Source organism: Aeromonas sp. s6, from assembly GCF_040907815.1.
In the GTDB taxonomy this organism is placed as follows: domain Bacteria; phylum Pseudomonadota; class Gammaproteobacteria; order Enterobacterales; family Aeromonadaceae; genus Aeromonas; species Aeromonas caviae.
Genome location: NZ_JBFOCN010000065.1, coordinates 15,107 through 38,795 on the forward strand (window position 1 = coordinate 15,107; position 23,689 = coordinate 38,795).

Sequence of the window (23,689 nt, forward strand, 5' to 3'; positions counted from 1 at the left end):
ATCATGATCGCAATCAGAACCCTGCTGACCCTGACCCTGCTGCTGGGGGTGGCATATCCGCTGGCCGTCACCGGGCTGGCCCAGCTGCTCTTCCCCTGGCAGGCCAACGGCAGCCTGCTCACCAACGCCAAGCAGCAGGTGGTCGGCAGCGCCCTGCTGGCCCAGAAATTCGAGCGGGCCGACTACTTCCACTCCCGCCCCTCCGCCAGCGATTTCGCCACCATAGGTGGCGGCGGAAGCAACCTGGGGATGAGCTCGCCCCTGCGGGCCGAGTTTGCCGCAGCGGCGGCCAGGGCGCAGCCGGAAGCAAAGGTCCCCGCCCTGCTGACCCGCTCCGCCTCCGGCCTCGATCCCCATCTGCCCCTCGATGCAGCGCTGGCCCAGGTGGATAGGGTCGCCGGGCAACGGGGGCTGGATCCCGTTCAGTTGACGGAGCAGGTCAAGTCGGCGGCACAAGCTGGTATCCTTGGCCCGCAGGTGGTCAACATTCTCCAGTTGAACCTGCAACTCGATCATCAAAAGGGCGCCTGAGGGCGCTCCTTGCCGTTCGGGAAGGCTCCCTTTCGACAACGGGGACAAGCATGAGCAATGAGGTCACGGCCGCGGTTCGGCCGATGCAACGGGAGCACGGGGATGCGTGATGAAGTGAGGGCGGACGCCCTGCTGGCGAGCCTGGAGCAGGAGCACAGGGGCAAGCTGAAGGTGTTTCTCGGCGCGGCCCCCGGCGTCGGCAAGACCTACGCCATGCTGCAGGCGGTGCGGGAGCAGGCCAGAGAGGGAGTCGACATCCTGATCGGGGTGGTGGAGACCCACGGTCGCCAGGAGACCCTGGCCCTGCTCGACAAGCTCGCCATCCAGCCGCGCAAGCTGCACCTGCACCGCCAGCAGCGACTGGAGGAGATGGATCTGGACGGTCTGCTGGCGCGAAAACCCGCCATCGCCGTGGTAGACGAGCTGGCCCACAGCAACGCCCCCGGCAGCCGCCACGAGAAGCGCTGGCAGGATGTGGAGGAGTTGCTCGGTGCCGGCATCGATGTCTACACCACCCTCAACGTGCAGCACCTGGAGAGCCTCAACGATCTGGTGTGGCAGCTGACCGGGGTCAGGGTCAAGGAGACCCTGCCGGATCAGGTGCTGCTGGAGGCCGACAGCCTGGTACTGATCGACCTCCCCCCCAAGGAGCTGCTCGGCCGCCTCAAGGAGGGCAAGGTCTATGTGCCCCACCAGGCCAAGGCCGCCCTGCAGTCTTTCTTCTCCCTCAACAACCTGACCGCCCTGCGGGAGCTGGCAATGCAGACCGCCGCCAGCCACGTGGAGGGGGATCTGCAGTTGCAGTGGCAGGCCGCCGGCAAGACCACACTGCCGCTGCGGGGCAAACTGATGGTCTGCATCGGGGATGAGCACGGCGCCGCCCTGGTGCGTTACGGCCACCGCTTCGCCCAGCGCAGGCAACTGCCCTGGCTGGTGGTGCACATCGACAGCAAGGGGCAACGCTCCCCCGAGCTGGAGCAGGCGCTGGCCCTCGCCTCCCAGCTGGGGGCCAGGGTGCTGACCCTCTCCAGCCCGGCCGTGGCCGATGCCCTGCTGGAGACCGCCGAACAGCAGCAGGTATCCCAATTGCTGCTCGGCAAATCCCGCAACCCGCCCTGGCGTCGATCCCTGGTACAGCACCTGCTCAAACAGGCGCAGGGATTCGAGATCACGCTGGTGGATACCGAGAAGCGCAAGCCCGGCCTGACCCTGCCAACGGCAGGCCCGGGTGAGCTTCGCCAGAGCCTGCTGGCGGTGGCCATCATGGGGGGGACCTCGGCCGTGGTCTGGGCCCTCTCCCACTGGCTGCCCCCCGCCTCCCTGCCCATGCTGTTCGTGCTGGGGGTGCTGGCCACCGCGCTCACCACCAGCCTGGTCCCCGCCATCCTGGCCGCCGTGCTGGGCTTCGTCGGCCACAATCTGCTGTTCACCTTCCCCTACTTCTCCCTGAGCGTGGCCAGCCACAGCGACCTGCTCACCCTGTTCGTGCTGCTCATCGTCGGCATCGCGGCCGGGCGCCTCGCCTCCCGCCAGCGTCAGCAACTGGTCAGCCTGCGCGAGACCCAGCAACTGGGCAACGCCCTGCTCTCCCTGAGCCAGGGGCTGGCCACCGCCAGCAGCCCGGTGGACGTGCTGAGACAGGGAACCCAGGCCATCGCCCTCGCCCTTGGGCAGCCCGTGTTCGCGCTCGATGGGGATTACCAGTACCGGGCCGGTGACACCCAGACCGGGCCGGGCCAGACAGACAAGGCCGCCATTGACTGGTGCCTGGCCCAGAAACAGAGTGCCGGTGCCCATACCGCCACCCTCAACGCCGCCGAGGCCCAGTATCATCACCTCGGCGATGACCTGGTGCTGGGCATCCGGCTGGCCAGCCCTCTCACCTCCGCCGCCGAGCACCAGCTACAGGCCCTGCTCACCGATATCCGCGCCGCCCTGGCGCGGATCGATCTCAACGAGCGGCTGGCGGACAGCCAGTTGCAGGCGGAGACCGACCGGATGCGCGCCGCCCTGCTCTCCTCGGTCTCCCACGACCTGAAGACGCCGCTGGCCACCATCATGGGGGCCGGCAGCACCCTGCTGGAATACGGGGACCGGATAAGTGCGGAGGACCGCATCGAACTGCTGCACTCGGTGCAGGACGAGGCGCGCCGCCTGCACGGCTATGTGCAAAACCTGCTGGACATGACCCGCATCGGTTCACCGGACTTCCAGTTGAAACGGGACTGGGTCGACCTGGCGGACCTGGTGGAGAGCGCCCGCCGCCGGCTCGACTCCTCCTGGCGCCAGCACAAGCTGCTGGTGCACTTCGATCAGCAGATCCCCCGGCTCTATGTGCACGGCGCCCTGATCGAGCAGGTGCTGGTCAACATACTCGACAACGCCTCCCGCTACTCACCGGCCGGCACCCCCATCGAGTTCAAGGTGATGCTGGCGGACCCCGACCTCATCATCGACATCATCGATATCGGGGTCGGCATCGCCGAGTCGGATCGGGACAAGATCTTCAATCTGTTCTACACCCAGCCGGTCGGCGACTGCGGCAGCCGCGGCACCGGGCTTGGCCTCGCCATTTCCCGCGCTATGATAGAGGTCCACGGCGGCCGCATCTGGGCATTCGCCGGCCCCAACGGCAACGGCACCTGCATGCGCATCTCCCTGCCGCTGGCCCTCAACGCACCGGCGGCCTGATGGTCGCCGCCCTTTTCAATCAGCAAACGGGAGGCTGAATGGCTCACATACTGGTCATCGACGACGAGGCGGCCATCCGCCGTTTTTTGCGGATCAGCCTGATCGCCGAAGGACATCAGGTGAGTGAGGCGGTCGGCGTCACCGAGGGGATGGCGCAGTATCGCCACCTCAACCCCGACCTGGTGATCCTGGATCTGGGCCTGCCGGACGGTGATGGCATCCAAATCCTGCACGCCATCCGCGAGCATCACGCCAATCCCGTTCTGGTGCTCTCGGCGCGGGACTCCGAGCAGGAGAAGGTGCGGCTGCTGGATGCGGGGGCCAACGACTACATGAGCAAGCCGTTCGGCGTCGGGGAGATGATGGCCCGTATCCGGGTGCTGCTGCGCCAGCGCGTCGGTGCCACCAGCGGCGAGTGTCGACACTTCCCCCACTGTGGCCTGACCCTGGACAGCAGCAGCCACAAGGTGACCCTGCAGGGCGAGGAGATCCCCCTCTCCCGCAAGGAGTTCGCCCTGTTGCAGGCGCTGGTGTGCCACCCCGGCAAGCTGGTGCAACAGACCCAGCTGCTCATCGACATCTGGGGACCGAGCCACAAGGAAGATACCCACTACCTGCGCATCGTCATCGCCAGCCTGCGCAAGAAGCTGGGAGATAACCCCCAGCAACCCACCCTGATCGAGACCGAATCCGGCATCGGCTACCGTTTTATCGGCAGCTGATGTTGCAGCAAGAAGCTGGGCGGCAACATTCCCAGCAACCCACCCTGATCGAAACTGAAGCCGGCATCGGCTACCGCTTTATCGGCAGCTGATGTTTCACGTGGAACGACGCCAACCGCAGCACAGGGCCAGCAGACCGCATCCCCCGAGCAGCAGCCCGAGATCCTGCAAGCTGGCTGCAACCGCCAACCCCAGGCTGAGCAGCAGGTAGTAACCGAGCCCGAACAGGGCCCCGGCACTGCCCGCCACCTCCCGGTAGGCCAGCAGCGCCTGGCTCAGCACATTGGGGATCGCCAGCCCGAACGCCACCACAACTCCCGTCATAGGCAGCAGAAACCAGAGCGATGCCTGACTGGCCCACACCAGCCAACCCGAACCCGACGCCAGCACGGCGGCGAGCCGTATTAACGAGGCAGGCGTCCAGCCACGGCCCAGCAGGCGCTTGTTGAGCAGGCTGCCCACCAGGGTCGCCAGCGCCAGCACGATGCCGGAGTAACCAAATTCCCCCGCGCTCAGCCCCAGACTGGCAAACAGAAACGGCGCCAGGCTGTAGTAGCCGAACAGCATGGTGTTGAACAGCGCCACCAGGGCGGCGCTGCGCCACAGGCCGGTATCACGCACCATCCGGCAGGCCAGCGGCCAGAGTGCGACCCTCTGGGTGATGGCCGGGCGGGTTTCCGGCAGTTGCCAGCAAGCCATCAGCAACAAGCCGATTGCCAGCGCCAGCAGGGCGCCGAATACCCCGAGATAACCCAAGCCATCAACCAGCAGGCCACCGCTCACCAGCCCCAGCACCGGACTGAGGGAGAGCGCGATGCCCATCACCGAAAAGACCCGCGCCAGCTCGCTACCCTGATAGCTGTCGCGCAGCATGGTCTGGGTCACCACGGAACCCACGGCGGCGCCGAAGGCCGCGATGACCCGGGCCAGCAGCAGGGTTTCAAATTGAGTGGCCAGCAACGCCAGCAGAGTGCCGGCGCCATAGGTCAGCAACCCCGCCAGCATGGCGGGACGCCGCCCGATGAGATCGCACACTCGGCCCCAGCAGACCACGCCCGCCGCAAACGCCAGAAAATAGACCGACAGGGTCTGGGACGCCTGCCCCTCGCTCACCCGAAACTCAGTGGCGATATGGGTCAGCACCGGGCTGTAGATGGTCTCCACTATCTGGGGAAACATCATCAATCCGACCACCAGCCAGCGCGGTGGCAACCTGTTGTTCATGACACACCTCCTTCACAAGAGGTCGCCATTCTAGAGAGGGATAACTTGTCCGATTACAATAAGGCGGACTATAAACAGCAAGAATCGGACACATGGCCTTTATTCTTCCCGATCACCCCTTTGATCCGGACCAGCACGACGGCAGCGCCATCGGTATTGCCGCCGCCCTCGGCTGGCACGACTCCGGCCGCCATCAGCACCAGCGCCACCAGCTGCTGTTCGCCCAGGCAGGCTGCATGACCATAGAGCTGGACGATCAGGTCTGCCTGCTGCCGCCGACGCGAGCGGCCTGGTTGCCAGCAGGCCTGCCCCACCGGGTGTTGATGCGCGGGGTAGTGGCCTATCGCTCCCTCTACTTCCAGCCGGAGCCCGAGTTGCCAAACGAGATGGCGGTGCTGGCGGTCAACCCGCTGCTGCGGGAGATCATCGAGCGGATGGCACTCTGGCCCTGGGACAAGCCGGAAGCAGAGCAAACCTGCACACTGGCATTATTGAAAGAAGAGCTGGCGCAAGCGCCGCGGGAATCCTGGCAGTTGCCGCTGCCGTCAGACGGGCGTCTGACCGGCTGGCTGCAGGAGATAAAGCGGGGTGACACCCTGCCCGATCGGCTCAACCGGCTGGCCGAACGGGTGGGTGCCAGTGACAAGACCATAGGCCGCATCTTCATGCGGGAGACCGGTATGAGCTACCAGGCCTGGCGCCAGCAGTGGCGACTGCTGCGGGCCATGGAACTGCTGGCCGAAGCCGAGCCCATCAGCCGGGTGGCCGCTGCGCTGGAGTTCGCCAGCGACAGCGCCTTCATCGCCTTCTTCAGGCAGCACACGGGGCAGACCCCCTTGCGCTACCTCAACTCTCGGGGTGAGTCGCATCGGCCGAGCTCGCCTCCACCACCAGGGTCTCCAGGGCCAGCGGCTTGAGGTTTTGAATGGCCTCTGCCACCACGTCATGGGAGGCCTGCTGCTGCAAGGCCAGCATCTCCTGTTGCAGGGCGGCGCTGTCCAGCTCGGGTCTGGAGTTCTCGGCGGCCATGGCATTCAGGCTCAGGCTGCTGGCAATCAGGGTAGCGATCAGGATCTTCATCTGGTGTGCTCCGGTGTGGTTGAGATGACCAGATAGCTATTCCAATAGTTGTGCCAGATTTATAACAGCATGATTTTATTGATATAAATGATTTTTTGATGCTGTCACTCCCCTTCCTGAATCGAATGTTGGTTATTTTAAAACCTATAAATGGTTTTTTTTACCACCTCCATCATGGCAACCCTGTTCCACGTGAAACGCCCCGTTTTTTTGATCGACACCCGCTTTTGAAGTGAGCTATGGTGCTAGCTCCCCCCTTAACTGACTCTGGATTTGCCACCGAATGGAATTCTCCTTGTTCGGCGAGAAGTTCACTCGCCACGCCGGTATTACCCAACTCATGGACGACCTCAATCAAGGGCTGCTGAATCCCGACGCCATCATGCTGGGAGGCGGCAATCCGGCCCCCATCCCCGCCATGCTGGAACGCTTTCAGGCCGAGGCCAACACCCTGCTCGACAACGGCGAACTGATCAAGGCCATGGCCAACTACGATGGCCCCCAGGGCAAGGACAGGTTCACCAAGGCGCTGGCGACCCTGCTCAGCAAGGAGCTGGGCTGGGAGATCTCCGCCCGCAACATCGCCCTGACCAATGGCAGCCAGAACGCCTTCTTCTATCTGTTCAACCTGCTGGCCGGCGAGTTCGCCGACGGTCGCAAGAAGAAGGTGCTGTTCCCCCTGGCCCCCGAATACATCGGCTATGCCGACTCGGCCCTCTCGGACGATCATTTCGTCGCCTACAAGCCCACCATCGAGAAGCTGCCCGACGGCCAGTTCAAATACCACGTGGATTTCGAGAGCCTGCAGGTGGGCGACGACATCGGGGTGATCTGTGTCTCCCGGCCGACCAACCCCACCGGCAACGTGCTCACCGACGAGGAGATCGAGCACCTCGATCAGATCGCCCGTGACAAGGGGATCCCGCTGCTCATCGACAATGCCTACGGCGTGCCCTTCCCCGGCATCATCTTCAGCGACGCCAAGCCGTTCTGGAACGCCAACACCATCCTCTGCATGAGCCTCTCCAAGCTCGGCCTGCCGGGCACCCGTTGCGGCATCGTCATCGCCGACGAGAAGATCATCCGGGCCATCACCAACCTGAGCGGCATCATCAATCTGGCGCCGGGCAGCCTGGGTCCGGCCATCACCATTCCGATGATCGAGAGCGGTGACATCATCACCCTGAGCGAACAGGTGGTGAAACCCTTCTACCAGCAGAAAGCCACCTTCGCGGTCCAGCTGCTGCGCGAGGCCATTCCGGATCCGCGCTTCCACATCCACAAGCCGGAGGGAGCCCTCTTCCTCTGGCTCTGGTTCGAAGACCTGCCGATCCACTGCCAGGAGCTGTATGAGCGACTGAAGGCGAAGAACCTGCTGATCGTGCCCGGCCACTACTTCTTCCCCGGCATCGACGACCCCGAGTGGCGCCACAGCCAGGAGTGCATCCGCCTCAACTATGCCCAGAGCGAAGATCTGGTGCGTCGTGGCATCGCCATCCTGGCCGACGAGATCAACGCCCTCTACGCCGGTTGATTCCCCCTTCGGCATGAAAAAAAGAGGCCTGCAGATGCAGGCCTCTTTTCTATCAGGTGGTCAGCGATGTTGTTTAACCGGGCAGTGCCAGCTGATCGGGTTTGCCGATGGGGATGGCACGGGGCTTGAGCGCTTCCGGCAGCTCCCGGGCCAGCTCTATGGTCAGCAGACCGTGCTCCAGCCTAGCCCCCTGCACTTCCACGTGCTGGCTCAGCTTGAAGGCGAGCTCGAAGTCCCGCTCGGCGATCCCCTGATGGAGGAATTGGCGCTCGCCCATGGTGGCGACCTTACGCCCCTTCACCTTGAGGGTGCCATTTTCGGTCTCCAGCTCCAGCTCATTGCGATCGAAACCGGCCACGGCAACCGTGATGAGGTAGCTGTCGTGATCCCGCTTTTCGATGTTGTACGGGGGGTAGGCCGAGGTCTTCTGATCGAACAGGCCTTCCAGCTCGCGGGCCATCCGCTCGAAGCCGACGGCATTGGAATAGAGATGAGAAAAATCGAGGTTACGCATGATCCTATCCTTCTATAAAGCAACAGGGTTTACTCTCCACGGGCCCGCCATCGGCACCCGGGAAACATCAGCAATGCAACGAGGTCAGGCTGTCAGCCGTTGATCTCGATCTTGCGGGGCTTCATCGCCTCGGGCACTTCGCGCACCAGGTCGATGTGCAGCAGACCGTTCTTCAGGTCGGCCCCCTTCACCCGCACATAGTCGGCCAGCTGGAAGCGACGCTCGAAGCCGCGTTCGGCAATGCCTTGGTAGAGGTAGTTGCGCTCGGTGTCGGCCTGCTTGCTGCCCTTCACCGTCAGCAGATTTTCCTGGAAGCTCAGCTCCAGCTCTTCCTGGGTAAAGCCCGCCACCGCCATGCTGATGCGGTAATCGCTGTCACCCAGCTGCTCGATGTTGTAGGGGGGATAGCCGGCATTGCCATTGCTGGCCGCAGATTCGATGAGAGTGGCCAGACGATCGAAGCCGATGGCAGAACGATAGAGCGGAGAAAAGTCGATAGAACGCATAGTATTACCCTCTTGTGAGCGATAACGGATTGTTTGCCCTCCTGATGGACGGGCGCCTGGTCGAAACCTCTGTCGAGCGTTCCGGCCTTGTTATCTATATAGGGGCCAACATTTGGCTTTCAAGGGGTAAAAACAAAAGAAATGCAGGCCATCAAAAATGGCCCGATTAGATCGATAATAGGCCTGCGGGCCACTCATGATCCGTCCCTCATCCCTCCATACTGGCCGTGTCCCCAACGAGAAACCGGAGCACGTCATGAAGATTACCCAGGTTCGCAACGCCACCCTGCTCATCCACTACGCAGGAACCCGCTTCCTCATCGACCCCATGCTGGCCCCCAAGGGGAGCTACCCCGGCTTCGAAGGCATGGCCAACAGCCATCTTCGCAACCCCCTGGTCGAGCTGCCGCTGCCCATGGCGACCCTGCTGGAGGTGGATGCGGTGATCGTCACCCATGACCATCTGGATCACTGGGACGATGTCGCGAAAGCGAAGATCCCCAAGCACCTTCCCCTGTTCGTGCAGCATCAAAAAGATGCCGACACCATGAGGGGATGCGGCTTCGAGGATGTGCGCCTGCTGGGCGAGGTCGGCGAGGTCGGCGAGTTCGCCGGCATCCGCCTGCAACAGACGGAAGGCCGACACGGCAGCGATACCATCATGGCCCTGCTGGGGGAGCGCCTTGGCGAGGTCAGCGGAGTGGTCTTCTCCCATCCCGCCGAAAAGACCCTCTATCTGGCCGGCGACACCGTCTGGAATGCCCAGGTTGAACAAGCGCTGCACCGGCACCAACCCGAGGTCGTCGTCCTCAACTGCGGTGATGCCCAGGTGACGGGTCTGGGCGCCATCATCATGGGCAAGGAGGATGTGGCCGCCGTCTATCAGGCCGCCCCGCAGGCCACCCTGATCGCCAGCCACATGGAGGCGGTCAATCATGCCCTGCTGTCCCGGCGGGAGCTGCGCGACTACCTGGACAGCCAGGGGATGGCCGCCCGGGTAAGGGTGCCCGAGGATGGCGACACCATGGTGCTCTGAGCGAGGGGCCGGGCACCACATGGCTCTTCGGCTTTCTGTTGCTGCCCCGTATGATGGGGATCCGAGTGCAAAGGAGTTTGCCACCATGCCCCGTCCCCTCATCGTCGCCGTCATCACCTTCGATCGCTTCAGCCCCTTTCACTGCTCGGTGCCCTGCCTCATCTTTGGCGACAAGATGATGCCGGGCCAGTCGTTGTTCGAGCTGAGACTCTGCGCCGGGGATGACACGCGGCAACCCGCCTCCTCCCAGGGCTTTCGCATGGAGGCCGACTATGGCCTGGAGGGTCTGCTGGAGGCGGATATCATCATCATCCCCTTCTGGCGCGATCCGGCCGAGCGCCCCGCCCAACCCCTGCTCGATGCCCTAGTTGCCGCCCGGATCAGGGGAGCCCAGATCGTGGGGCTCTGTCTCGGTACCTATGTGCTGGCCTATGCCGGCCTGCTGGACGGGCGCGGTGCCGCCACCCACTGGGAATTTGAACAGGAGTTCGTCCAGCGCTTCCCCCGGGTGCGGCTCGATACCAATGCCCTCTACGTCGACGACGACGGGCTCATCACCTCGGCTGGCACCGCCGCCAGCCTGGACTGCTGCCTCTATCTGGTTCGCCAGCATCACGGCAGCCAGATTGCCAACAAGCTGGCCAGGCGGCTGGTGGTGCCTCCCCACCGGGAGGGTGGCCAGGCCCAGTTCATTGAGCAGCCGGTACCCGCCACCACCCGGGATGCCAGGATCAACCAGCTGTTCGATCACCTTCGCCTGCACCTGGCCGCGCCCCACACCCTGGACAGCCTGGCGGAACATTGCATGATGAGCCGACGCACCTTTAGCCGCCGCTTCCAGCTCGCCACCGGTCTCTCCCTCGGGGAGTGGCTGATGGCGGAGCGCCTGCGCCGCAGCCAGATGCTGCTGGAGTCCAGCGCCCACACCGTGGAACGCATCGCCGAACTGGTGGGGCTCGGGTCTGCCACCATCTTGCGCAAGCACTTTCGCACCCGCTTCGGGGTGTCGCCGCGGGAGTGGCGCCGCACCTTTCGTGGTGACAGAGTTTAGGTCCCTCATGTTTCACGTGGAACGCGCCCTCTCCCTTCCATCCAGAAAACAAAAAGCCGCTCACGAGGAGCGGCTTTTGATGGTTGTCGGACCGTCTGATTAGACGTCGAGGTTGGCAACCCGCAGGGCGTTGGTCTCGATAAAGTCGCGACGGGGCTCTACGGCGTCACCCATCAGGGTGGAGAAGAGCTGGTCGGCGCCGACCGCATCGTCGATGGTGACACGCAGCATGCGACGGGCTTCCGGATCCATGGTGGTTTCCCACAGCTGCTCCGGGTTCATCTCACCCAGCCCTTTATAGCGCTGGATGTAGATGCCACGCTTGCCTTCGCCCATCAGCCACTCGACCGCTTCAACGAAGCTGGCGACCGGCTTCACCTTCTCGCCACGCTTGATGTAACCGCCTTCCTCGATCAGGTTGGCGATCTCCTTGCCCAGGGAGACCAGCTGACGGTACTCGGAGGATTGCAGGAAGTCGTAGCTGAGCGGGTATTCGCGATCAACCCCGTGCTGGCGTACCACGGCGTGGGGCACGAACAGGCTGCGCTCCTCGTCGCGGCGTACCTGCATCTGGTACTGGATGCCGTGGTTGCTCTCGTTGAGCACGGCCTCCATGCTCTGGCACCAGGCCTGCAGATCGCTCTCGCTGGCCAGCAGGGTTTCGTTCAACTCAGGCTGATAGATCAGCTGGGTCAGCACGGCTTCCGGCGCGCGGCGGGACATGCGGGTGATGAGGTGAGTCACGGCGCGATGCTGGTTGACCAGACGCTCCAGCGCCTCGCCACCGATGGCCGGGGCAGACTCGTTGACGTGCAGGGTCGCACCGTCCAGCGCCATGGCGGTCTGGTACTGCAACAATGCGTCTTCGTCTTTCAGGTACTGCTCCTGTTTGCCCTTCTTCACCTTGTAGAGCGGCGGCTGGGCGATGAAGACATAGCCACGCTCGATGATTTCCGGCATCTGACGATAGAAGAAGGTCAGCAGCAGGGTACGGATGTGCGCACCATCGACGTCCGCATCCGTCATGATGATGATGTTGTGATAGCGCAGCTTGTCCGGGTTGTACTCGTCGCGACCGATGCCACAGCCCAGGGCGGTGATCAGGGTGCCCACCTCCTGGGAGGAGATCATCTTGTCGAAACGGGCCTTCTCCACGTTCAGGATCTTGCCCTTGAGGGGCAGGATGGCCTGGTTCTTCCGGTTGCGACCCTGCTTGGCGGAGCCGCCAGCAGAGTCCCCTTCCACGATGTAGAGTTCGGAGAGCGCCGGGTCTTTCTCCTGACAGTCCGCCAGCTTGCCGGGCAGACCGGCGATATCCAGCGCGCCCTTGCGGCGGGTCAGTTCACGGGCCTTGCGGGCCGCTTCACGGGCACGGGCCGCATCGATGATCTTGTTGACCACGATCTTGGCGTCGCCCGGGTTCTCCAGCAGGAAGTCTGCCAGCTTCTCACCCATGGCCTGTTCCACGGCGGTCTTCACTTCGGAAGAGACCAGCTTGTCCTTGGTCTGGGAGGAGAACTTGGGATCCGGTACCTTGACGGAGATAACGGCAATCAGACCTTCACGGACGTCGTCACCACTGGCGGCGGACTTGGCCTTCTTGCTGTAGTCCTCCTTGTCCATGTAGTTGTTCAGCGTCCGGGTCAGCGCGGTGCGGAAGCCCACCAGGTGGGTACCGCCATCCCGCTGCGGAATGTTGTTGGTGAAGCAGTAGACCCCTTCCTGATAGGCGTCGTTCCACTGCATGGCGACTTCGACACCGATGCCGTCCTGCTCTGTGGTGAAGTGGAACACCTTGGGATGGATCGGGGTCTTGTTCTGGTTCAGGTACTCGACGAAGGCCTTGATGCCCCCTTCGTAGCAGAAGTGCGCCTCGCGGCCATCACGCTCGTCCATCAGACGGATGGAGACGCCGGAGTTGAGGAAGGAGAGCTCGCGCAGACGCTTGGCCAGGATCTCGTAGTGGAACAGGGTGTCGCTGAAGATGGTCGGGCTCGGCCAGAAGCGAACTTCGGTCCCGGTGCCAGTGCTGTCACCAATCTGCTTGAGCGGTGCCTGCGGCTCGCCCAGGTGATAGGTCTGCTCGTAGACATGACCGTTGCGGCGGATGGTCAGCAGCAGCTTGTCGGAAAGCGCGTTCACCACGGAGACGCCCACACCGTGCAGACCGCCGGACACCTTGTAGGAGTTGTCATCGAATTTGCCGCCGGCGTGCAGCACGGTCATGATGACTTCGGCGGCCGAACGACCCTCTTCCGGGTGGATGTCCACCGGAATGCCGCGACCGTTGTCGCGCACGGAGACGGAGCCGTCGGAATGGATCTTGACCTGGATATCGGAGCAGTAGCCAGCCAGAGCCTCGTCGATGGAGTTGTCGACGACCTCGAACACCATGTGGTGCAGGCCCGATCCATCGTCCGTATCGCCGATATACATCCCCGGGCGCTTGCGGACCGCATCCAGGCCCTTGAGCACCTTGATATTCGAGGAGTCGTAAGTATTTTCACTCATAGCTTACTCTCTGCCTTCTCTAACGTTTCGGAGATCTTGCCTTGTTCCACGTGGAACAGCTTGCAATCACTCGCATCCATCATGTCTGCGAGCTGACCGGTATCGATGGCGGTGATGAACACCTGGGACGCGCACTGCTTCAGCCTTGCGGCCAGCAGACGACGTTTGTCGACATCCAGTTCAGAGGCAAAATCATCAATTAAAAAAATACAGCCGCGGCTGCTATGTTGATTCAAATAGAGCCCTTGGGCCAGCCGCATGGCACAGACCAGCAACTTCAGCTGACCCCTGGACAAAATATCCTGCGCGGGGACGCCGTTCGCCTTGAGCCGCACGTCCGCCTTCTGCGGACCGACCCCAGTGTACCCCAGCGAACGATCCCGTTCGAACCCCGCCTCCAGCAATGCATCGAGGGGAGTGTCTTTTTCCCAGCCTCGATAGAATCCAAGGCTGATATCGAACTCCGGCAGAAAATCTGCCGTCATCTCCTTGATCAGGGGCGTAATGGCCTGACAATAACTGGCGCGAAACCCCGCCAGCTCGCCACCCAGTCGCACCAGCTCCTGATCCCAGAATGCCAGTTGACGATACTGGGTGCTCTGGCGCAGCAAGGCATTGCGCTGCTTCAACAGCCGACGCACCCGCCCCCAGAGGGAGAAGAAGGTCGGCTCCTGATGGAAAACACCCCAGTCCAGCCAGGCCCGGCGAGCCTGGGGCCCACCGGTCAGCAGGCTGAAACCATCGGGGTGGATCAACTGTACCGGCAACAGCTCCGCCAGATCGGCCAGGCGCTGGGCCTGGGCACCGGCGATCTTGAGCTGGGTTTCGCCCCCCTTGTCCTTGGCAAGCCCGATGGGCACCTGACGCCCCTCCAGCTCGCACTGGGCAAACAGGGTAAAGGCCCGCTCGCCCTGGCGGATGACCCGCCCGGTCAAATGGGTACGAAACGAGCGGCCGAGACCAAGGTAATGAATGGCTTCCAGCACGCTGGTCTTGCCGCTGCCGTTGCTCCCGACCAGGATATTGAGGCCGGGAGACAGCGCGAGACTGGCGTGCTGAATGTTGCGAAAGTCGCTGAGCTGGAGTTTGACCAGGGACACGACTAGATCCGCATCGGCATCACCACGTACTGGGCATCTTGGTTCTCAAAATCCTCAATAATGGCGCTGCTGATGGAATCGCTCAGGCTGATCCGGATTTGGTCACATTTTAACGTATTCAACACGTCCAGCACATAGGAGACGTTGAAGCCGATCTCCATCTCGCCAGCGGCGTATTGTACGTCAAGCAGCTCTTCGGCTTCTTCCTGTTCCGGGTTGTTGGCGGTGATGCGCAGCAGGTTTTCCTGCAGATTGAGACGCACCCCACGGAATTTCTCGTTGGAGAGGATGGCGGCACGGGCAAAGGCCTGGCGCAGATCCTCGCGACCGGCGATCAGGGCCTTGTCACTCCCCCGGGGGATGACGCGGCGCCAGTCCGGGAAACGGCCATCCACCAGCTTGGAGGTGAAAATGAAGCCATCCAGGGCGGCGCGCAGATTGCTGCGGCCCACTTGCAGCCTTACCGGCTTGTCTTCCGCTTCCAGCAGGCGCACCAGCTCCAGCACCCCTTTGCGCGGCAGGATGACCTGATGATCGGGCAGCGATTCCCCCACCACCTCGCGGCGGCAGGTGGCCAGCCGGTGACCGTCCGTCGCCACGGTACGCAGGCCGTGGCCTTCGCTCTCGAACAGCATGCCGTTCAGGTAGTAGCGCACGTCCTGGCTCGCCATGGAGAACTGGGTCGCGTCGATGAGTTTTTTCAGCTCCAGCTGGCTGATGTCGAACTCGAGCACGGATTCCCAATCCTCGATGTTCGGGTATTCGGTCGCCGGCAGGGTCGACAGGTTGAAGCGGGAGCGGCCGGAACGGATGATGAGGCGCTCTCCCTCGGTGCTGAGACGGATCTCCGCCCCCTCCGGCAGACCGCGACAGATGTCCAGCAGCTTGCGCGCCGGCACTGTGGTGCGGCCATCCTGGCTGTCGCTGTTGAGATAGACCTGTCCGATCATCTCCACCTCGAGATCGGTCCCGGTCAGCGACAGCAGGCCATTGCTGACATCGAGCAGGACGTTGCCGAGGATGGGCAGGGTCGGCCGGCCACCCAGGGCACCGGACACCAGTTGCAGGGGACGTAACAGGGCCTCACGGCTAATTTCGAGCTGCATCTGTGCTCTCCGTTGTTATTGGGAGGAAAGGATTCGGATCAGGCTGGAACATGCAATCTGCATCTGTGCACTCCGTTCCGTTATCAGGAAGAAAGGGTACGGATCAGGTTGGAATAATCTTCCTTGATGTCGTGACTCTCTTCCTTCAGCTGCTCGATCTTGCGGCAGGCATGAAGAACCGTGGTGTGGTCACGGCCACCAAAGGCATCCCCTATCTCAGGCAAGCTGTGGTTGGTCAGCTCCTTGGCCAGCGCCATCGCCAGCTGGCGCGGGCGGGCAACGGAACGGGAGCGACGCTTGGAGAGCAGATCCGCCAGCTTGATCTTGTAGTACTCCGCCACCGTCTTCTGGATGTTGTCGATGGTGACCAGCTTCTCCTGCAAGGCCAGGAGATCGCGCAGCGCCTCGCGCACGAAGTCGATGTTGATGGCGCGGCCGGTGAAGTTGGCATTGGCGATCACCCGGTTGAGGGCGCCTTCCAGTTCACGGACGTTGGAGCGCAGCCGTTTGGCGATGAAGAAGGCCACTTCGTCCGGCAGATGGATCTGGTTCTCGTCCGCCTTGCGCATCAGGATGGCAACCCGGGTCTCCAGCTCCGGCGGCTCGATCGCCACCGTGAGTCCCCAGCCGAAGCGGGACTTGAGACGATCTTCCACCCCGTTGATCTCTTTCGGATAGCGGTCCGAGGTCAGAATGATCTGCTGGTTTCCTTCAAGCAGGGCATTGAAGGTGTGGAAGAACTCCTCCTGGGAGCGCTCCTTGTTGGCGAAGAACTGGATGTCATCGATGAGCAGGGCATCGACGCTACGGTAATAACGCTTGAACTCTTCAATGGCGTTATTCTGCAGCGCCTTCACCATGTCCTGCACGAACCGTTCGGAGTGCATGTAGATGACTTTGGCGTCTTTCTTGCGATCCTTGATGGCATTGCCAACGGCGTGCAACAGGTGAGTCTTGCCAAGGCCGGTTCCGCCATAGAGGAACAGCGGGTTGTAGGCACCACCCGGATTGTCGGCCACCTGACGGGCGGCCGCACGGGCCAGCTGGTTGGACTTACCCTCGACGAAATTCTCGAAGGTATAGTTCACGTTGGTGTTGCTCTTGTGGTTTGGCTCGGGCTTGTTTTCGGCCTTGTTTTCCCAGCTCTTGGGAGAGTTATTCACAGGATCGACACCACGGGCCGGCGCCCTGGCGACCGCGACGGGATGAGGGCGATTGCCGATATCAAAACGCAGGGTGGGAGCGTCGGCTCCGCACAGCTCGTTGATGATGCCGTTGACCCGGAGCAGGTACTTGTCGCGTACCCAGTCCAGAACAAAGCGGTTCGGTGCATACAGGGTCAGAGTATTGTCACTCAACTCCGCTTGAAGCGGCCGGATCCACATGCTGAATTCTGCCGAGGGCAACTCATCTTGCAGCCGGTTAAGGCACTGCTGCCATAGCGAAGCAGTCACTCTAGACTCCCGTCAATTGATTAAGTAAAGACCGGCTATTCTACGTTTTTAGTGGCCGGATCTCCAGTTGCTGCCGCACGGATCCAGCAAATAAGATCCTTGACTTTCAAGGATCCAACGCCCCAGGATCCCATTTCATCCCCAAAGTTACCCACAGCCGGATATCGGCAATGTGGACAGAATGGCGCGCTGCAACCATAGTTATTTTATATAACCAAATATCATTTATTTTTTATATTTTATTCCAATAACATCAGCGCCAACCCGTGATTACAACTAAAAATACAGCACTACAGAGAGAGGAATCCCCATGAAATCCACCATCAAACTGATTTCCGGCGCCGCCATTCTGCTGGCCAGCCTGTCCGGCCAGGCCATCGCCCAGGAAACCATCAAGGTCGGCATGTCCGGCAAATATTTCCCGTTCACCTTCGTCAAGCAGGACAAGCTGCAGGGCTTCGAGGTGGACATGTGGAACCAGATCGGTGAGCGCACCGGCTACAAGGTCGAGTTCGTGACCGCCAGCTTCTCCGGCCTGTTCGGCATGCTGGAAACCGGCCGCGTCGACACCATCTCCAACCAGATCACCATCACCGACGAGCGCAAGGCCAAGTACGCCTTCTCCCAGCCCTATGTCTATGACGGTGCCCAGATCGTGGTCCGCAAGGGCAACAACACCATCCACGGCATCAAGGATCTGGAAGGCAAGAAGGTCGCCGTCAACCTGGGCTCCAACTTCGAAGAGCTGCTGCGCAAGAACGACCCCAACAAGAAGATCGATATCCGTACCTATGACTCCGCCTTCGAGCAGGATGTCGCCCTGGGCCGCATCGACGCCTTCGTGATGGACCGCGTCTCCACCGCCCAGCTGATCAAGGAATCCAAGCTGCCGCTGCAACAGGCCGGTGCACCGTTCGAAACTATCGAGAATGCCCTGCCCTTCCTGAAGACCCCGGAGAAACAGGCCGTGCTGAAGAAGGTTGACGATGCCCTCACCGCCATGCGCAAAGACGGCACCCTGACCAAAATCTCCGAAAAATGGTTCGCAGCGGACATCACCAGCAAATAAATGATGGAATTTGACCTCGAGTACACGCTAGGGCTGTTTCCCATCCTGCTCAAATACCTGGGCACCACGATGGAAATGGCCCTGTGGGGATTCGTATTGGCACTCGTACTGTCGCTGATCCTGGCGATAGTACGGGTGTTTCGCGTTCCCGCACTTCACTGGCTGGCGATGCTGTATATCTCGTTCTTCCGGGGTACACCGCTGCTCGTCCAGCTGTTCCTGCTCTATTACGGGCTGCCGCAGCTCTTCCCCATCTTCGTGGGGATGGATGCCTTTACCGCCGCCATCATCGGCCTGACCCTGCACTTCGCCGCCTACATGGCCGAGTCGATCCGGGCAGCCATTCTCGGCATCCACAAGAGCCAGATGGAAGCCGCCCTCAGCATCGGCATGAGCCGGCTGCAGGCGATGCAGCGGATCATCCTGCCCCAGGCGGCCCGCATCGCGACACCATCGCTGATGAACTACTTCATCGACATGATCAAGAGCACCTCCCTGGCGTTTACCCTGGGTGTGGCGGAGATCATGGGCAAGGCCCAGATGGAAGCGGCCTCCTCCTTCAAGTTCTTCGAGAGCTTCATGGCGGTGGCGCTGATCTACTGGGTGGTGGTCATCTTCTTCACCCGCTTGCAGCATCTGCTGGAAGTGCGGCTGAACCGTGCTTATTAAAGGAGGCCTGTCATGATCAACCTAACGGGTCTCTCCAAGGCCTATGACGGAAATCAGGTGCTCAACGGCATCGATCTTGAGGTAAAGAAGGGGGAGATTGTCGTCATCATCGGCCCCTCCGGTACCGGCAAGTCGACTCTGCTGCGCTGCCTCAACCTGCTGGAAACCCCGGATGCAGGGCGGCTCGTCATCGATGACCTCGCCGTGGATCTGGCCAAGGCCAGCGACCAGCAGGCCATCGAACTGCGCAAGCGCGCCTCTTTCGTGTTCCAGAACTACGCCCTGTTCGCCAACAAGACGGCGCTGGACAACATTGCCGAGGGGCTGATCACCGTCTGGAAACAGCCGAAGGCGGAGGCTCGTGCCACTGCCCTGGGCATCCTCAAGGACATCGGCCTCGCCGAGAAACAGGATGCCTACCCGGCCTCCCTCTCCGGCGGCCAGCAACAGCGCGTCGGCATCGGCCGGGCCATGGCGGCCCACTCCAAGGTGATCCTGTTTGACGAGCCCACCTCCGCCCTCGATCCCGAGTGGGTCGACGAGGTGCTGGGCCTGATGAAGGAGCTGGCCCGCCAGCACCAGACCATGGTGGTGGTGACCCACGAGATCGAGTTTGCCCGTGATGTCGCCGATCGGGTGATCTTCATGGAAGGAGGCCGGATCGTGGAGCAGGGCCCGCCGGATCAGATATTGGTCGATCCGCAGGATCCCCGTACACGGGAGTTCCTGCGCAAAGTACTTAAATAGCTCTCTCTTTGGCGGCCTGGCCGCCTTTTTTCTTGAGGGATCCTTGTTTAACCCCGGGTTGCCAGTATAATTCGGGGCCCTTGATCCTCCGGATCCTGCCAGATTATCCCGCTCGGTCGACGAACGGGGCGAGATGGAAAGGAACGGCGGATTGACGAGAAGCTGAACTCTGTTTAGAATTCGGCCTCTTTTGCTAGTCGTCACACGCTATAGCTGGCGCGTCGGCTAAGTGTGACAATCAAAACTGTACAGAAATACGGAATCGAATCATGAAACGTACTTTTCAACCGTCCAACCTGAAGCGCAAGCGCTCTCACGGTTTCCGCGCTCGCATGGCTACTGCCAACGGCCGCAAAGTTCTGGCCGCTCGTCGTGCCAAGGGTCGTGCCCGCCTGGTAGTCTAATGCCTACCCAGCACACCTTCTCTCGGGAGTTACGTCTGTTAACTCCCGAACACTTCAAACGCGTTTTCGCCGAGCCTGTCCGGGCCGCTTCTCCGCAAATTACGCTTCTTGCTTGCCCCAACTCCCTCGAACACCCCCGTCTTGGCCTCGCCGTGCCCAAAAAGGCGCTCAAGCGTGCCGTCTGGCGCAACCGTGTAAAACGAGTGGTTCGGGAAAGTTTTCGCCTCAATCAAGCCAATCTGCCCGCTATCGACATCGTCGTGATCGCCAAGGGTGGCGTGAAGGAGATGGACAACGAAGCGCTGTTCAAGTTACTGGAAAAGCTATGGCGCACTCTGTCACGCCGTTGCAATGGGTAGCAATCAAACTGATACGCCTGTATCAGCTAATCATTAGTCCCCTGCTCGGGCCGCGCTGCCGTTTCACCCCGACTTGTTCCCAATTTGCGATAGAAGCAATCCGACTTCACGGTTTCATAAAAGGCGTTTGGTTAGCCAGCAAACGTCTATTAAAATGCCATCCCTTATCCGAGGGTGGTTATGACCCGGTTCCGCAACCAAAGCGAAGAAACTGAAGACTATGGAATCACAACGCAATTTACTCCTGATCGGTTTGCTGTTCGTGAGCTTCTTGCTCTGGCAACAGTGGGAGTCCGACAAGGCTCCGAAGCCGGCCCCGACTACCGTGGCCCAAACCGAACATTTCGTACCTGAAGCCGGTCAGACCGGTGATATTCCTCAGGTTTCCGAGCAAGCAAATGGTAACGCCGCGCGCAAGCTGATCACCGTCTCCTCCGACGTGCTCAAATTGACCCTGGACACCCAGGGCGGTGACATCGTCTCTGCCGAGCTGCTGGCCCACAAGCTGGAAGAAGGCAAGGAACAGCCGTTCACCCTGCTGACCAGCCAGCCTGCCCACCTCTATGTGGCCCAGAGCGGTCTGGTCGGTCGCAATGGTCCGGACAGCCAGGCCCAGGGTCGTCCCACCTATGAAGCCGCCCAGACCAGCTATCAGCTGGCCGATGGTCAGGATCAAGTCGTCGTTCCGATGACCTGGACCGACAGCAAGGGTGTGGTCTTCACCAAGGAGTTCGTGCTCAAGCGCGGTGATTACGCCGTGGGCGTCGACTACAAGATCGACAACAAGTCTGCCGAGCCGGTCCAGGTACAGTTCTACGGTCAGCTGAAGCAGACCATGACCACGCCGAAGGATCAGGAAGGTCATGCCATGGTGGCCAGTGCCTACCGTGGTGGTGCCTTCTCCAGCGAAGACTCCCGCTACAAGAAGTACACCTTCGACGAGATGAAGGATGCCGACCTGAACAAGACCACCCAGGGTGGTTGGGTCGCCATGCTGCAGCACTACTTCGTCTCTGCCTGGGCCCCGAATGCCAACGACACCAACAGCTTCTACAGCCGCGTGATCCCGGGCAAGGACCAGGCCATCATCGGCTACAAGGCGCCGCTGGTTGACGTCGCTGCCGGCCAGCAGGCCGAAGTGAGCGGCAAGCTGTGGATCGGTCCCAAGCTGCAGGATCAGATGGCCAAGGTGGCAAACCACCTGGATCTGACCGTCGACTACGGCTGGCTCTGGTTCATCGCCCAACCGCTGCACTGGCTGCTGACCGTGTTCCACGGTTTCGTCCAGAACTGGGGTCTGGCCATCATCATGCTGACCCTGCTGGTGCGCGGCATCATGTTCCCGCTGACCAAGGCCCAGTACACCTCCATGGCCAAGATGCGCATGCTCCAGCCCAAGCTGGCTGCGCTCAAGGAACGCTTCGGTGACGATCGCCAGAAGATGTCCCAGGGCATGATGGAGCTGTACAAAAAGGAGAAGGTCAACCCGCTGGGCGGCTGCCTGCCCATCCTGGTACAGATGCCCATCTTCATCGCCCTCTACTGGGCACTGATGGAGTCTGTCGAGCTGCGCCACGCGCCGTTCGCCCTGTGGATCACCGACCTGTCGGTGAAGGACCCCTTCTTCGTGCTGCCGATCCTCATGGGTGCCTCCATGTGGTATCTGCAGAAGATGAGCCCGACCACCATCACGGACCCGATGCAGCAGAAGGTGATGCAGTTCATGCCGATCATCTTCACCTTCATGTTCCTCTGGTTCCCGGCAGGTCTGACTCTGTACTGGCTGGTGAGCAACGTCATCTCCATCATCCAGCAGACCATCATCTATCGTCAGCTGGAGAAGAAAGGCCTGCACTCACGCAACTGATGCGCAGCCCATCTTTCCTGATGACAAAAGAGGCGGCCTTCGGGCCGCCTTTTTTATTACAATGTCCCCCACCCTCTTACTCATTCAGCCAACCAGCGAGTCAAGCAAGATGACAACAGATACCATCGTGGCCCAGGCCACCGCCCCCGGCCGTGGCGGCGTCGGCATAGTCCGCGTCTCCGGCCCTGCCGCCGAGCGGGTCGCCGAGATAGTGCTCGGCAAGCTCCCAAGGGTGCGTTATGCCGAATATCTGCCGTTCAGGGACGAGCAGGGCCAGGCGCTGGATCAGGGCATCGCCCTGCTGTTCAAGGCCCCCAACAGCTTCACCGGCGAAGACGTGCTGGAGCTGCAGGGCCATGGCGGCCCCGTCATTCTCGACATGCTGATCCGCCGCATCCTGCAGATCGACGGCATCCGCCCCGCCCGCCCGGGCGAGTTCAGCGAGCGCGCCTTCCTCAACGACAAGCTGGATCTGGCCCAGGCCGAGGCCATCGCCGATCTCATCGAAGCCTCCAGCGAGCAGGCCGCCCGCAGCGCCATGCACTCCCTACAGGGGCAGTTCTCCGGCAAGGTGCAACAGCTGGTGGAGAGCCTCACCCGGCTGCGCATCTATGTGGAAGCGGCCATCGACTTCCCGGATGAAGAGATCGACTTTCTCTCCGACGGCAAGGTGGCGGGTGACCTCTACGCCATCATGTCCGAGCTGGATGACGTACGCGGCGAGGCCAAGCAGGGTGCCCTGCTGCGAGAGGGGATGAAGGTGGTGATCGCCGGTCGTCCCAACGCCGGGAAATCGAGCCTGCTCAACGCCCTTGCAGGCCGCGAGTCCGCCATCGTCACCGAGATCGCCGGCACCACCCGCGACGTGCTGCGCGAGCACATCCATCTGGATGGCATGCCGCTGCACATCATCGACACCGCGGGCCTGCGCGATACCCAGGACAAGGTGGAACAGATCGGCATCGAGCGCGCCTGGGCCGAGATCGAACAGGCCGACCGGGTGCTGTTTATGGTGGACGGCACCACCACGGACGCCGTCGACCCCCACGATATCTGGCCGGAATTCGTTGATCGGTTGCCAAAAAACATCGGCCTCACCGTGGTGCGCAACAAGGCGGACCTGACCGGCGAGGATCTGGCACCGAGCCAGGAGCAGGGCCACGCCGTCTATCGCATCTCCGCCAAGACCGAGCTGGGGCTGCCCGCCCTGCGCGAGCACCTCAAGGCCTGCATGGGCTTCCAGGGCAATACAGAGGGGGGCTTCATGGCCCGCCGCCGCCACCTGGACGCACTGGAGCGCGCCGCCGAGCGGCTGCTGGTAGCCAGGGAGCAGCTTGAGGTCTATGTGGCTGGCGAACTGGTGGCCGAGGAGCTTCGCCTGGCCCAGGAGTCCCTGTCCGAGATCACCGGCGAGTTCAGCTCCGACGATCTGCTGGGCCGCATCTTCTCCAGCTTCTGCATCGGCAAGTAAGTCCGCTGAGCAGGCAATGAAAAGCCCGGGTTCATCCCGGGCT

At 61.8% G+C, this 23,689-nt stretch carries 23 protein-coding genes; 15 read left to right on the plus strand and 8 right to left on the minus strand.

The genetic code is table 11. The features are described 5' to 3' along the window. The first annotated feature begins 3 nt into the window (after positions 1-3). The 3 genes from AB5Y50_RS10580 (at position 4) to AB5Y50_RS10590 (ending at position 3,944) form a co-directional block, all read left to right on the plus strand. A complete protein-coding gene (locus AB5Y50_RS10580) occupies positions 4-531 on the plus strand; it encodes a potassium-transporting ATPase subunit C (RefSeq protein WP_045522648.1) in 528 nt (175 codons plus the stop codon). Positions 532-633: 102 nt separating this feature from the next. After that, a complete protein-coding gene (locus AB5Y50_RS10585) occupies positions 634-3,222 on the plus strand; it encodes a sensor histidine kinase KdpD (protein ID WP_069651585.1) in 2,589 nt (862 codons plus the stop codon). A gap of 38 nt (positions 3,223-3,260) precedes the next feature. Then, a complete protein-coding gene (locus tag AB5Y50_RS10590; RefSeq protein ID WP_010672297.1) occupies positions 3,261-3,944 on the plus strand; it encodes a response regulator in 684 nt (227 codons plus the stop codon). A gap of 96 nt (positions 3,945-4,040) precedes the next feature. Here the strand turns inward: AB5Y50_RS10590 and AB5Y50_RS10595 are convergent, their stop codons facing one another. Then, entirely contained in the window at positions 4,041-5,168 is a 1,128-nt protein-coding gene (locus tag AB5Y50_RS10595) for a multidrug effflux MFS transporter (protein ID WP_069784376.1), read from the minus strand. A 92-nt stretch (positions 5,169-5,260) separates the two neighbouring features. Here AB5Y50_RS10595 and AB5Y50_RS10600 point away from each other — a divergent pair, with 92 nt between their 5' ends. Next, positions 5,261-6,085, plus strand: a complete 825-nt coding sequence (locus tag AB5Y50_RS10600) for a helix-turn-helix transcriptional regulator (protein ID WP_069784375.1) — start codon at positions 5,261-5,263, stop codon at positions 6,083-6,085. Here the strand turns inward: AB5Y50_RS10600 and AB5Y50_RS10605 are convergent. Beyond that, positions 6,015-6,248, minus strand: coding sequence for a hypothetical protein (locus tag AB5Y50_RS10605; RefSeq protein ID WP_082189166.1), 234 nt, complete (start codon positions 6,246-6,248; stop codon positions 6,015-6,017). The genes AB5Y50_RS10600 and AB5Y50_RS10605 overlap by 71 nt on opposite strands. Positions 6,249-6,531: 283 nt before the next feature. On the opposite strand from AB5Y50_RS10605, the gene AB5Y50_RS10610 reads away from it, so the two are divergent. Further along, positions 6,532-7,782, plus strand: coding sequence for a valine--pyruvate transaminase (locus AB5Y50_RS10610; protein WP_039040650.1), 1,251 nt, complete (start codon positions 6,532-6,534; stop codon positions 7,780-7,782). A gap of 73 nt (positions 7,783-7,855) precedes the next feature. Here AB5Y50_RS10610 and AB5Y50_RS10615 read toward each other — a convergent pair whose 3' ends face one another. After that, positions 7,856-8,296, minus strand: a complete 441-nt coding sequence (locus tag AB5Y50_RS10615) for an Hsp20 family protein (RefSeq protein WP_010672292.1) — start codon at positions 8,294-8,296, stop codon at positions 7,856-7,858. A gap of 92 nt (positions 8,297-8,388) precedes the next feature. Next, positions 8,389-8,802 (minus strand): Hsp20 family protein, encoded by a 414-nt coding sequence (locus AB5Y50_RS10620; protein ID WP_010672291.1) that lies wholly within the window; start codon positions 8,800-8,802, stop codon positions 8,389-8,391. A gap of 256 nt (positions 8,803-9,058) precedes the next feature. Here AB5Y50_RS10620 and AB5Y50_RS10625 point away from each other — a divergent pair, with 256 nt between their 5' ends. Both AB5Y50_RS10625 and AB5Y50_RS10630 read left to right on the plus strand, forming a co-directional pair. Next, complete coding sequence (locus tag AB5Y50_RS10625; protein ID WP_319882755.1) at positions 9,059-9,838, plus strand: MBL fold metallo-hydrolase; 780 nt, start codon at positions 9,059-9,061, stop codon at positions 9,836-9,838. 85 nt (positions 9,839-9,923) lie between these two features. After that, complete coding sequence (locus AB5Y50_RS10630; protein WP_319882754.1) at positions 9,924-10,889, plus strand: helix-turn-helix domain-containing protein; 966 nt, start codon at positions 9,924-9,926, stop codon at positions 10,887-10,889. A 99-nt stretch (positions 10,890-10,988) separates the two neighbouring features. Here the strand turns inward: AB5Y50_RS10630 and gyrB are convergent, their stop codons facing one another. From gyrB to dnaA, 4 genes are all read right to left on the minus strand, one after another. Then, positions 10,989-13,400 carry a DNA topoisomerase (ATP-hydrolyzing) subunit B gene (gene gyrB / locus AB5Y50_RS10635; RefSeq protein ID WP_041212069.1) on the minus strand — a complete coding sequence of 804 codons (2,412 nt, stop codon included), beginning with the start codon at positions 13,398-13,400 and terminating at the stop codon, positions 10,989-10,991. Continuing rightward, positions 13,397-14,500 carry a DNA replication/repair protein RecF gene (recF, locus tag AB5Y50_RS10640; RefSeq protein WP_010672287.1) on the minus strand — a complete coding sequence of 368 codons (1,104 nt, stop codon included), beginning with the start codon at positions 14,498-14,500 and terminating at the stop codon, positions 13,397-13,399. The genes gyrB and recF overlap by 4 nt, the downstream gene beginning before the upstream one ends. A gap of 2 nt (positions 14,501-14,502) precedes the next feature. After that, complete coding sequence (gene dnaN / locus AB5Y50_RS10645; RefSeq protein ID WP_039040646.1) at positions 14,503-15,606, minus strand: DNA polymerase III subunit beta; 1,104 nt, start codon at positions 15,604-15,606, stop codon at positions 14,503-14,505. Positions 15,607-15,689: 83 nt separating this feature from the next. Then, positions 15,690-17,060 carry a chromosomal replication initiator protein DnaA gene (gene dnaA, locus AB5Y50_RS10650; protein ID WP_039040645.1) on the minus strand — a complete coding sequence of 457 codons (1,371 nt, stop codon included), beginning with the start codon at positions 17,058-17,060 and terminating at the stop codon, positions 15,690-15,692. Positions 17,061-17,370: 310 nt separating this feature from the next. Here dnaA and AB5Y50_RS10655 point away from each other — a divergent pair, with 310 nt between their 5' ends. The 8 genes from AB5Y50_RS10655 to mnmE all read left to right on the plus strand — a co-directional run bounded on the left by AB5Y50_RS10655 (position 17,371) and on the right by mnmE (position 23,646). Beyond that, a complete protein-coding gene (locus tag AB5Y50_RS10655; protein WP_039040644.1) occupies positions 17,371-18,129 on the plus strand; it encodes an amino acid ABC transporter substrate-binding protein in 759 nt (252 codons plus the stop codon). After that, entirely contained in the window at positions 18,130-18,798 is a 669-nt protein-coding gene (locus AB5Y50_RS10660; RefSeq protein ID WP_010672283.1) for an amino acid ABC transporter permease, read from the plus strand. Between the two features lie 12 nt (positions 18,799-18,810). Further along, a complete protein-coding gene (locus tag AB5Y50_RS10665; RefSeq protein WP_275874596.1) occupies positions 18,811-19,545 on the plus strand; it encodes an amino acid ABC transporter ATP-binding protein in 735 nt (244 codons plus the stop codon). Between the two features lie 269 nt (positions 19,546-19,814). Further along, complete coding sequence (rpmH, locus tag AB5Y50_RS10670) at positions 19,815-19,949, plus strand: 50S ribosomal protein L34 (protein WP_005307156.1); 135 nt, start codon at positions 19,815-19,817, stop codon at positions 19,947-19,949. Beyond that, positions 19,949-20,308, plus strand: a complete 360-nt coding sequence (gene rnpA, locus AB5Y50_RS10675; RefSeq protein ID WP_010672281.1) for a ribonuclease P protein component — start codon at positions 19,949-19,951, stop codon at positions 20,306-20,308. Before rpmH ends, rnpA begins: the two co-directional genes overlap by 1 nt. After that, positions 20,275-20,523 carry a membrane protein insertion efficiency factor YidD gene (yidD, locus tag AB5Y50_RS10680; RefSeq protein ID WP_010672280.1) on the plus strand — a complete coding sequence of 83 codons (249 nt, stop codon included), beginning with the start codon at positions 20,275-20,277 and terminating at the stop codon, positions 20,521-20,523. Before rnpA ends, yidD begins: the two co-directional genes overlap by 34 nt. Positions 20,524-20,528: 5 nt before the next feature. Next, positions 20,529-22,175 carry a membrane protein insertase YidC gene (gene yidC / locus AB5Y50_RS10685; protein ID WP_010672279.1) on the plus strand — a complete coding sequence of 549 codons (1,647 nt, stop codon included), beginning with the start codon at positions 20,529-20,531 and terminating at the stop codon, positions 22,173-22,175. A 109-nt stretch (positions 22,176-22,284) separates the two neighbouring features. Further along, complete coding sequence (mnmE, locus tag AB5Y50_RS10690) at positions 22,285-23,646, plus strand: tRNA uridine-5-carboxymethylaminomethyl(34) synthesis GTPase MnmE (RefSeq protein ID WP_010672278.1); 1,362 nt, start codon at positions 22,285-22,287, stop codon at positions 23,644-23,646. Positions 23,647-23,689 lie beyond the last annotated feature (43 nt).